Below are 12,484 nucleotides of genomic sequence, written 5' to 3'. Positions count from 1 at the left end.
CATCGAGGACCGTCAAGCCTTGTCCGTCCAGCCGATCAGCCAGCCCGGTGGTGGTGATTGCAGCGATCGCCGCGGCGTCAGCCAATATGAACCCGATGCGAGCCACCGGCGACGCCGGATCGATCGGCACATACGCCGCACCGGTTTTCAGCACCGCCAGTATCGACACGATCGCTTCGGCCGAGCGCGGCAACAGCAGCGCTACACACTGCCCCGGCGCCGCACCGTGTTCAATCAGAAAGTGCGCCAGTCGATTCGATGCCTCGTCGAGCTCGCGAAACGTCCACGAACGTACTCCAAAGGTCAGCGCCACCGCCTGCGGGGTACGCGCCACCTGCTCAGCGAACGCCGCCGGAATCGATACCTCGTCCACAGCCTGGGCCAAGACCGCCCGCTTGCCCCACCCATCCAGCCGGGCGTGCTCGGTCTCATCGAGCAGCTCCACCGACGAGAGCCTGCGTGCAGAGTCGGCGGTCATCGCCATCAACACCAACCGCAGCCGCTCCATCAGCGCTTCGATGCTGGCCGCGTCGAAAATGTCGGTGCGGAACTCCACCTTTCCGTGGATCCCGGCGGGCTCGCCGGCCTCAGTCCAGCGTTCCCCGAGGAAGAACGTCATGTCCATGCGGGCGGTGTCGGTGTCCAGCGGCAGCTGCGTCACCTCCAGGTCCCCCAAGAGCATCCCGGCGGCAGGGCCGCTGTGCTGTCCTTGGAAGTTCTGCCAAGCCAACAACACCTGGACCAATGGGTGGTGACTCAGGCTTCGAGTGGGATTCAGCCGCTCCACCAGCACCTCGAAGGGCACGTCTTGGTGCTCGTAGGCGGCCAGGCTGCGCTGCCGCACCTGCGCCAGCAGCTCGGCGACAGTGGGATTCCCACCCAGGTCGACCCGCAACACCAGCGTGTTGACGAACAACCCGACAAGCTCATCCAGCAAGGGGTCGCGACGCCCGGCGACCGGGAAACCGATGGCGACGTCGCTGCTGGCGCTGACCTGCGATAGCAGCAACGCGGCTGCAGCCTGGATCACCATGAAGCTGGTGGCGTTGTGCTCACCGGCCAACTCGCGCACCCGTTGCTGCAGATCGGCCGGCCAGTCCACCGTCACACTGGCACCGCGTGAATCGGCCACCTGCGGATAAGGCCGATCGGTGGGCAGCGGCAAGCGCTCGGGCATCCCAGCCAGAGCTTGCTCCCAAAACTCCAACTCGGAGGCGATCAGGCTGTCGGGGTCTGTCAATTCGCCGAGCTGTTCACGCTGCCACAGCGTGTAGTCGACATACTGCACCGGCAACGGCGCCCAGTCCGGCGCCCGCTCCGCAGCCCGAGCGGTATATGCCAGACCCACATCGGTGGCCAGCACGTCGAGCGACCAGCCGTCGGCGGCGATATGGTGCAGCGCGACGACCAGTACGTGCTCGTCCTCGTCAACACCCAAAAGCTTTGCCCTCAACGGGATCTCGGACGCCAAGTCAAAGCTGTAGCGGACCGCCTCCGCAATGGCTGCGTGCACCTCATCCGCCGACGACTCGGTAGCGTCGACGACTTCCCAACCGAACTGCGCCGACTCGGCCGGGATCACCAGCTGCTGTGGTATCCCCTCCACCGCCGAGAACACCGTGCGCAGGCTCTCATGACGGCTCACCACATCGGCGAGCGCTTGGCGCAACGCCTCGACGTGCAACGGTCCGCACAGCCGCAACGCGACAGCCATGTTGTAATCCGGTGAGGGCCCATCGAATTGATCGATGAACCACAACCGGCTCTGCGCATATGACAACGGCACCGCCGCGGGCCGTTCCACGGCCACCAAGGGCTCAAGCCCACCCGGCTCGGCACCGACACGGGGCGCCAACCGGGCCACCGTGGGAGCCTCGAACAGGGTGCGCACCGTCAGCCGGCAATCCAAGCCGGTGTTCACCGCGGCGATCACACGCATCGCCAACAGCGAGTCGCCGCCGAGGTCGAAGAACGAATCATCGATCCCGACCCGCTCCAGCCCAAGCACCTTGGCGAAGATCCCGGCCAAGATCTCCTCGGTGGGGGTGGTGGCGGCGCGGTATTCCTCGTCGTCCTGGTACTCCGGTGCCGGCAGCGCGCGCTTGTCCAGTTTGCCGTTGGGTGTCAACGGCAGCGCGTCGATCAACACCACCGCGGCGGGCACCAGATAAGCCGGCAGCCGCTCCGCGAGCGCCGCGCGAACTGCGACCGGGTCGGCGGTGCCGGTCACATAACCCACCAGCCGCTTGTCGCCGGGACGGTCCTCACGGACGATGACTGCTGCGTGGTCGACGCCCTCACATCTGGCCAACACCGACTGGACTTCACCGGGTTCGATGCGGTGCCCGCGAATCTTGACCTGCTCGTCGGCGCGGCCCAGATACTGCAGCTGCCCGTCGGTGCCCCACCGCACCAGATCGCCGGTGCGGTACATCCGCTCCCCGGCGGCAGCGAACGGGCACGCCACAAATCGCGAGGCCGTCAACGGGGCACGCTGCCAGTACCCGCAGCCGACCGCGGCGCCGGCCACGTACAGCTCGCCGACGACTCCGGCGGGCACCGGACGTAACCAGCCGTCGAGCACAAACAACGCGGCCCCGGCCACCGGCGAGCCGATCGGCACCACCGTCGACCCGGCCGCCAGCGGCGCACTCAAGGTCACCCACATCGTGGCTTCGGTCGGGCCGTATTCGTTGATCATCACCCGCCCCGGCGCCCAGCGATCCACCAGCTCGGCGGGGCAGGCCTCACCGCCCACCAGCAACGCCACCGACTCCAACCCTTCAGGAGAGAGTGCAGCCACCGCAGACGGGGTTTGGCACAAGACACTGACACCCTCGGCGACCAGTAACGCGTGGAAGTCGTCGGGTGAGGCCGCCACGTCTTCGGGCACCACCACCAGGCGCCCACCATGGAGCAGCGCGCTGTAAATCTCCCAACCCGAAATGTCGAAGCTATAAGAGTGCCACTGCGACCACACCTGCTTGGGTCCCACCAAATCGGGATCCAGCGACGCGATCAGTTGCGTCACGTTGTGGTGTGTGATCGCCACCCCCTTCGGGACGCCGGTAGTGCCGGACGTGTAGATGAGGTAGGCGATGTCGTCGGGGGTCGGCGCCGGCAAGGCGGTGCTGGGTTGATCGTCAATGGACGGGTCGTCGGTGGCGATGATCAGCAGGTCATGCCCGTCCAATCGGGACCGCATGCCCGACGTGGTGATCACGACCGTCGGCGCGGCATCGGAGATCATGAATTCGATGCGCGCGTCGGGATGCGCCGGGTCGATCGGCACATACGCCGCGCCGGTCTTGAGCACCGCCAACATCGCCACGATCGCCTCGGCGGAGCGTGAGAACAGCAATGCCACGCGCTGGCCCGGGCCCACCCCGTGGCCGGCCAACAGGTGCGCCAACCGGTTCGCCGCAGCGTCCAGCTCCCGATACGTCATGCCGCTGCCGTTGAAGGTCAGTGCCTGCGCCTCCGGCGCGCGGGCCACCTGCGCGGCGAACAGCACCGGAATTGAAACCGGGGCGGCCGCCGGCCCGGTCAACACCGCCCGATTACCGATCTCATCCAACCGAGCGTGGTCACCGTCATCGAGCAGATTCACCGACGACAGCCGCCGGGCCGGATCGTCGGTGACCGCCACCAGCACCCGCTCCAGCCGCTCGATCAACGCCTCGATGCTGGCCGCATCGAAGACGTCGGTGCGGAACTCCACTTCTCCACCGATCCCGGCCAGCTCACCGGCCTCAGTCCACCGTTCCCCAAGGAAGAACGTCAGATCCATCCGGGCGGTGTGGGTGTCCACCGGCATCTGCTCGACCTGCACCTCCCCCATGGTCAGTCCAGATATGGGGTCGGCGACGTTGTTCTGCCAGGCCAACAACACTTGCACCAGCGGATGGTGAGTGAGGCTTCGAGACGGGTTGAGCCGCTCCACCAGCAACTCGAACGGGACGTCTTGATGCTGATAGGCGACCAGGCTGCGACGTTGCACCTCGGTGAGCAGCTCGCCGACAGTGAGATCCCCAGCCAGCTCAACGCGCAGCACCACCGTGTTGACGAAGAATCCCACCAACTCGTCCAGCGCAGGATCTCCGCGCCCGGCCACCGGGAAGCCGATAGCCACGTCGGCACTGGCGCTGATCTTCGACAGCAACGCAACCAGGGCGGCCTGCACCACCATGAAAGGGGTCGCGTCATGCTCACGAGCCACCCGAGCAACCCGCTGCTGCAACTCGGCCGACCAATTCACCGCAACCTTGGCGCCGCGGTAATCCGCCACGGCCGGATAAGGCCGATCAGTCGGCAGTTGCAACCGCTCTGGCATCCCAGCCAGGGCCTGTTCCCAAAACCTCAGCTCCGCAGCGATCGCGCTGTCGGGATCCGCCAACTCACCGAGCTGCTCCCGCTGCCACAGCGTGTAATCGACGTACTGCACCGGCAACGGCGCCCAGCCCGGCATCCGCCCCGCACAGCGCGCGGCATACGCCACGCCCACATCGGCGGCCAACACACCCAGCGACCACCCGTCAGCAGCGATATGGTGCACCACCGCCACCAACACACACTCGTCATCGGCAACGCGGAAAAGTCTTGCGCGCAGCGGGATCTCAGACGCCAGGTCGAAGCTGTAGCCGACCGCCTCCTCGATGCCCGCATGCAGCTGACCGGCCGACCATGTGGTGGCATCAACGATGTCCCACCCGAACGTCGCTCGCTCAGCCGGAATCACGAACTGTTGGGGTATCCCCTCGACCGCCCGGAAAACGGTGCGCAGGCTTTCGTGACGGCCCACCACGTCGCTCAACGCCGCACCCAGCGCCTCGGCATCCAATCGGCCGCGCAGCCGCAAGGCCACCGCCATGTTGTAATTCGGTGAGCGCCCATCGAATTGATCGATGAACCACAACCGGCTCTGCGCATACGACAACGGCACCGCCGCCGGCCGCTGCCGCACTGTCAGCCCCGCACCCACCAATGCCGCGGTATGGGTCCTCATCCATTCGGCCAACGCGGCCACGGTGGGGGCCTCGAACAGCGCTCGGATCGGCACCTCGACACCCAGTTCGGTCCGGATCCGCGCCATCAGTCGCAACCCCGACAGCGAATGCCCGCCCAGCTCGAAGAATCCGTCATCGATGCCGACTACGGCCTCTCCGACCACCTCGCTGAACAGCGCGGCCAACACCCTTTCCCACCGATCACGCGGAGCCCGGTATGCGACTTCACCGAAGACTTCCGGAGCGGGCAGCGCCTGCCGATCGAGCTTGCCGTCGACCGTCAACGGCAGTGAATCCACCACCGTGATCGCGGCGGGCACCATGAATGCGGGCAACCTGCTGGCCACAAAGCGGCGCAGCTCGGCCACCCGTTCGACTGCCGACGGGTCATTGGCGTATCCGGCGAGGGAATCCACCCGTGCGGCGGGCGCGTACAGATCCGACAGCGCTGCGGGTGGGTTCTCACTGGCCGTTTCGGCGGCGTGGGTGTAGATGACGTCCACGTGGCCGGCGGTCGGCGACCACGTCACCGCTGTGGTGTACCCGAGCTGTTGTCCGAGCAGATGGCACTGGTACGGCAGGACTGCATCGGGCGGGGCAGCCGTGTCGGTACGCAATTCGCCGATTGTCATTCGATCGTCGGACTGCGAGAGCGCCTCTGCCAGCGCTACATCGGGCCATATCCCATGGTGAGGCACCCCGGTGATGCGCACCTCCGGCAGCCGCTGGGACTGCAGATACTCGCCCAGCCTCGTGAGGCTCTGGAATCGTCGCCACGGTTCGGCCGGTAGGTGCGCGAGGGACCGCACCGCCAGGGGTGCCTTACCTAGCACCACGTCGTATCGGTAACCAGCTAGTTCGTTGACCGCTCGCATCTGCTTGAGCTGCACATCCACTGCGGCGATGTCGGGAAGCTGTTGCGGCAGGGCCGCAAAGAACTCCGGCGCCAGCAACAGTTCCTGCTCCGCATGCATCTCCCGGCGCACACGCTCACGCACTACCCCGGCGGTGGCCTCGTCACCGCTGCTGTCGGCGCACAAGACCCCAGTGGTGAGCGCGCTTTGCAAGGACAGGTTCCGCACGTCGCCGATGAACAACGATCCGCCCGGCGCCAGCAATCGCATCGCAACTGCCAGCACATCAAGCAGATATCCCGCGCTCGGGAAGTACTGGACCACCGAGTTGAGCACGACCACATCGAAGTGCCCCTCCGGCAACCCGTCCGCCACATGCGCAGGCTGCACGCGCAGCCGCACTCGATCACTCCACGGCTGCGTCGCCACCGCGTCCTGCAGTGTCTGGATCGCCGGCGCGGAAAAGTCTGTGGCCCAGTACTCGTCGGACATCGGAGCCAGGTGCGCGAGCAGGAGCCCGGAACCCACCCCGATCTCCAACACCCGCCCAGGACCCAACCGCTGGATGCGTTCCACGGCAGCCGCCTGCCATTCGCGCATCTCGTCCAGGGGGATCGGCATACCGGTGTAGCTGCTGTTCCAGCCCGCGAAATCCGCTCCCAAAGCAGTTGGGGTGTCCGCTGCGGACGTCGACCCCGAATACAGGCCTTCGTACACGCCGTGCCATTGCTCGACCAGCTGCGCTTCTCGATCCGACTCCCGGGCGAGCGTCATCTCCTGATCCAGGACGACGTAGCCGTTCAACAGGTTGTCGCTGACGCCCTCAGCTGTGGCTGTGTGGTTGGTGACGACCGCATGCGCAACGCGGGGATGGGCCGCCAGAACTGACTCGATCTCAGCCAGTTCGATGCGAGAGCCGCGGAATTCGACCTGCTCATCAGCCGGCCCGACGTAGCGCAGCTGCCCGTCGGAGCCCCACCGCACCAGATCCCCGGTGCGATACATGCGTGTTCCGGGTGTCCCCGCACCACCGAACGGGCAGGCGACGAACCGTGACGCGGTCAAGGGGCCTTGGCCCACGTAACCGTAGGCCAGCCCGAGCCCGGCCACATACAACTCCCCGGCCACGCCTGCCGGTACCGGACGCAACCACCGGTCCAGCACAAACAACGCCGCCCCAGGCGCCGGCGAACCGATCGGCGGGACCCCCGGGCCGCCTCCGGTCAACGGCGCGCTGATCGCCGCAGACATCGCAGTCTCGGCCGCGCCGTAGGCGTTGATCATCACCCGCCCGGCCGCCCAGCGGTCCACCAGTTGCGCCGTGCAGGCTTCACCGGTCACGACCAACGCCGTCGACTCCAGCCCGGTAGTCGGCAACATCGCTGCGGCGGAAGGACTCTGGGTCAAGACACTGACCCGTTCCGCAACCAACAGGTCGTGGAAGTCCACTGGCGAGGCCGTCACGTCCTCGGGAACCACCAGCAGCCGCCCACCGTGCAACAGCGCACCGAAGATCTCCCAAACCGAAGAGTCCGAGGCCAACGAGTGGCACTGCGACCAAACCCCGGCCGCGGGCAGGTCGACGGGCAACGTCTCCAGCAGACGCGTCACGCCGCGGTGAGTGACCGCCACCCCCCGCGGGATGCCGCTGGTGCCTGCGGTGTAGACGAGGTATGCGATGTCGTCTGCAGTCGGCATCGGCAACGCCTCGGCGGGATGGCTCGCGACGCGCGGGTCGTCGACGTCAATGACCGGCAGGCCGTGCCCGTCCAGCCGGTCCGCGAGCCCGGCAGTGGTGACTGCGGCAACCGGCGCGGCTTCGGAGAGCATGAAGCTGATCCGGGCCGCCGGCAACGCCGGGTCAATCGGCAGGTACGCAGCCCCGGTTTTGAGTACTGCCAATATCGACACGATCGCTTCGAGCGACCGGGAAAAGAGCAGCGCCACGCATTGTCCGGCGCCCGCGCCGTGAGCGGCCAACAGGTGCGCCAATCGGTTGGCGGCCTCGTCGAGTTCGCGGTATGTGATCGATCGGCCATCGAAGGTCGCCGCGACCGCGTCCGGTGTGCGCGCCACCTGCGCGGCGAACAACGCCGGAAGCGACACCGAAGCGGGTGCGGCTTCGGCCAGTACCGCGCGATTGCCGCATTCATCCAGCCGAGCGTGCTCACGCGCACCGAGCAGGTAGACCGACGAGAGCCGCCGGGTGGGGTCGGCAGTGACCGCGACCAACACCCGCTCCAACCGCTCGACCAGCGACTCGATGCTGGCGGCATCGAACACATCGGTGCGGAACTCGACCTCCCCCCGAATCCCCGCCGGTTCACCGGTCTCGGTCCAGCGTTCGCCAAGTGAGAACGCCAAATCCATTCGGGCAGTGCGGCTGTCCACCGGTAGCTGCGTGACCTGTAGATCGCCCAAAGTCAGCTTCGCAGGCTGATTGTCCTGCCAGGCGAGCAACACTTGGACCAACGGATGACGGGCCAGGCTTCGAGTTGGCTTCACCCGCTCAACGAGAAGCTCGAAGGGCACATCTTGGTGTTCGTACGCGGCCAAAGTGCGCTCGCGCACCTGGGCCAGCAGTTCGGCGAACGTGGCATCCGGGGTCAGATCGACCCGCAGCACCAATGTGTTGCCGAGAGGACCCACCAACTCTTCGAGCGCAGGGTCGAGCCGACCGTCGACCGGGAGGCCCATCGCTACGGAGCTGCTGGCGCTGAGCTGAGACAACACCGCGGCAAGAGCAGCCTGCACGACCGCGAGACTGGTCGCATTGTGGTCACGAGCGACCCGAGCAAGCCGCTGCTGCATCTCGGCGGGCCACTCCACCGCAACCGTGGCGCCGCAATGATCGGCCACCGGCGGGTAGGGCCGATCGGTGGGCAGTTGCAGGCGTTCAGGCATCCCAGCCAGGGCGCTCTCCCAGTAGGCCAACTGCGCGAGGCCAGCACTCTGAGGATCATCGAGATCCCCGAACTGCACGCGCTGCCACACTGCGTAGTCGACGTACTGGTTCGTCAACGACTCCCAATCAGGGGCCTGCCCGGCACACCGCCTGGCGTAGGCCACCCCCAGATCAGCCAATAGTGGAGTGATCGACCAGTCATCGGCAGCGATGCGGTGGACCACTGCCACCAGCACGTGTTCGTCCTCGGTGACGCGGAAAAGCCTTGCACGTAACGGGATCTCAGCTGCCAGGTCAATGGGACGGTGCGCCGCGGCGTCGATGGCCTCAGCGAGCCGGCCTGCGGACCACCCGATGGTTTCAACTATCTGCCAGCCGAAGTCGGCCCGTTCCACGGGGACGACCAGCTGCTGGGGGATTCCCTCGTGCACTGGGAACCGCGTGCGCAGACTTTCGTGGCGGCCAACCACGTCGGTCAGCGCTCGGCGCAACGCTTCGCTGTCAAGGCGCCCACACATCCGCAACGCGACCGCCACGTTGGAGACCGGTGAAGGTCCATGCAACTTGTCGATGAACCACAACCGCTGCTGCGCAAACGACAACGGCACCGCCGCCGGCTCATCACCGGCCGCCAACGGCTCCAGCGCGCCGGCGTGCCCACCGATGCGGGGTGCCAACTCGGCCACCGTGGGCGCCTCGAACACGGTGCGCACCTCGAGACCGGCATCCAGGCCGGCGTTGACCGCGGCGACCACACGCATCGCCAAAAGCGAATCGCCGCCCAAGTCGAAGAACGAGTCATCGACGCCGACCCGCTCCAGCCCCAGCACCCGGGCATAAATCCCGGCGAGGATCTCCTCGGTGGGGGTGGCCGGGGCGCGATACCGATCGACATCCTGGTACTCAGGTGGCGGCAAGGCGCGTTTGTCGAGTTTGCCGTTGACCGTCAATGGCAACGCATCGATCACGACGACCGCCGCCGGCACCATGTAGCCCGGTAACCGCTCCGCCAGCGCGGCGCGCACTCCGGCCGGATCCGCAACGCCGGTCACGTAACCCACCAGACGCTTGTCGCCGGGGCGGTCCTCGCGGGCGATCACCACCGCCTGCTCAACCCCATCGCATCCGGCCAGGGCCACCTGCACTTCGCCCAGCTCGATGCGATACCCGCGGATCTTGACCTGCTCATCGGCGCGGCCCAAATACCGCAACTGCCCGTCAGCACCCCAGGAGACCAGGTCCCCGGTGCGATACATCCGCCCCCCGGACGCACCGAACGGGCAGGCCACAAACCGCGAAGCGGTCAGTCCGGACCGACGCACATAGCCGCTCGCCACCCCACGACCGGCCACATACAACTCGCCGACCACACCGGCCGGTACCCGACGCAACCCCGCATCCAACACGAACAACGCCGCCCCGGACACCGGCGAGCCAATCGGCACTATCCCCGATCCTGGTGTCAGCGGCGCGCTGATCGCCGCGTAGACCGTGGCCTCGGTCGGGCCGTAGGCGTTGATCATCACCCGCCCCGGCGTCGCCCAACGATCCACCAGATCGGGCGGGCAGGCCTCGCCGGCCACCACCAACGCCGTCGACTCCAACCCCTGCGGTGAGAGCATCCCGGCCGCCGACGGGGTTTCATTCAACACACTGACGTGCTCGGCGATCAGCAAGGTGTGCAGCTCATCGGGTGAGCCAGCCACGTCGTCGGGCACGACGACCAGCCGCCCACCATGCAACAGGGCACCGAAGATCTCGAACACCGACACGTCAAAGGACAACGAATGCCATTGTGACCAGACCTGTTTCGGCGCGAGTTCGGCGGGCAGTGCTTCCATCAACTGGGTCACGTTGCGATGGGCGACCGCCACCCCCTTGGGCACACCGGTCGTACCCGAGGTGTAGATGACGTAGGCGATGTCCTCGGCAGCCGGCGCCGCCAATGCGGTGCTGGGCTGACCGTCGACCACGGGGTCCTCGACATCGATGACCGCCACCGCTTGCCCGTCCAGCCGATCGGCCAGCCCGGTGGTGGTGATCGCGGCGATCACCGCGGCATCAGCCACCATGAACCGGATCCGCGCCGCCGGCAACGACGGGTCGATCGGCACGTACGCCGCGCCAGATTTCAAGACCGCCAAGATCGACACGATCGCCTCGGCCGAACGCGGCAACAGCAGCGCCACACACTGTCCCGGGCCCGCGCCGTGACCAACCAGCAAGTGCGCCAACCGGTTAGCTGCCTCATCAAGCTCGCGGTAGGTCCACGACCGCCCGCCGCAACTGAGCGCCACCGCCTGCGGGGTCCGCGCCACCTGCGCGGCGAACAAGGTAGGAATTGACACCGTCGGCGTGGCCGTGGTCAAGACCGCTCGACTACCCCACCCATCCAACTCGGCGTGCTCGCCCTCATCGAGCAAATCGATCGACGACAACCGTCGTGTCGGATCCGAGGTCATCGCCACGAGCACACGCTGCAACCGATTCGCCAAATCGGAGACGTCAAAACTCGAGAACGGCTGACCGTCGCCCATTGTGCTGAGAAACAGCTCTTCACCGGCGCTGGAGAAGATCAGCCCGAAGCTTCCAACCAGGCCGGGGTTGGTCAACGAGGCTGTCGCCGGAATACCGCCGAAGGGCAGAGCAATCGTGGACGGGAGGAAGTTGACGCTCACCCTGTCCGATTGCTGCCCTGGCCCGCGGAGACCAACTTTGCGCTCGAGGGCTTGCACCGGGAACCTTTGATGCTGCAGCGCTTCCCGGATCCGCGCATCCACATGTTCGCAGAAGCCGGCAACCGTAGATTCCGGCGAAATCCGCAACGCCAGCGGCACAACCCCGGAAAGCATCCCGGGCAGGGTCTTCGACTCCGGACTCACCCGCTTGCTGACCGGGAAGTCGAGTACCACCTCTGACCCCTCAGCGCACCATCCCCGTACCAAAAGAGCGCACGCCGCGGTGATCACCGATGACCGAGGCACGCGCCACACGCGGGACAAATCTTCAACTCGGCGAAGGATCGCGGGGTCCAATTGAACGGACTCAGAGTGCTGATAGCGATCACGCGCAGCACCGTTTTGGGGCAACGGCAGATCTCGTCCGCTTGCCGGCGGCAGGTTTTCAGTCCAATAGGCCTGGTCTTCGAGGTAATCCTCTGACGCTTCGTATTCGGACTCGCAGTCAACCAGGTCTTGCAACGAGCCGAAAAAGGAATCCGGGATCGGCGCGCCAGAAACAACCGCGGAGTAGACAGATGCGATCCGCTGGCCAATCAGGCCGATACCGGATCCGTCTACGACTATGTGATGGCCGCACCCGAACAAGTAGAATTCATCGATTCGCGTCTTGAATAGTGCAAATTTGAACAGCGGGCCATCGAACGGCATTGGCGCGTGTTGGATCGATAATGCCATCCCGCGGGCTTCCTCAGCCGGGTTGTCCGAGCCGCTGACGTCATAGAAGGCCAACTCGACATCCGGGTATTCGACCGCGCGTTGAAATACCTGGCCATCAATCTCGAAAAATGAGGCCCTGACTGGCTCAGCCTCCGCCACCACTCGGCGAATCGCCCACTCAAGGGCATCACGCTCTACGGCCCCCCCGATTTTCACCAATAGGCCGAGCTGCCATTCCGTGCCGGAGTCACCCGTTTCCTGCGCAAGCCAAATACCTAGCTGCTCACGCGTGAGCGGATGTACCCCGGCATCGAGTTCTAT

The 12,484-nt window shown here is 66.1% G+C and carries 1 protein-coding gene (cut by a window edge); it reads right to left on the bottom strand.

The window, feature by feature from the left end:
* Positions 1-12,484 carry the 5' end (the start) of a non-ribosomal peptide synthase/polyketide synthase gene (locus AU188_RS03075; protein WP_286137271.1) on the bottom strand. The gene continues 14,915 nt to the left of window position 1, outside the view, so the window shows 12,484 of its 27,399 coding nt (coding positions 1-12,484); its start codon is at positions 12,482-12,484; its stop codon lies off the left edge, out of view.

The sequence above is a fragment of the Mycobacterium sp. IS-3022 genome (genome assembly GCF_001500065.1).
Lineage (GTDB): Bacteria > Actinomycetota > Actinomycetes > Mycobacteriales > Mycobacteriaceae > Mycobacterium.
This window is presented reverse-complemented; position numbering and strand designations above follow the sequence as displayed.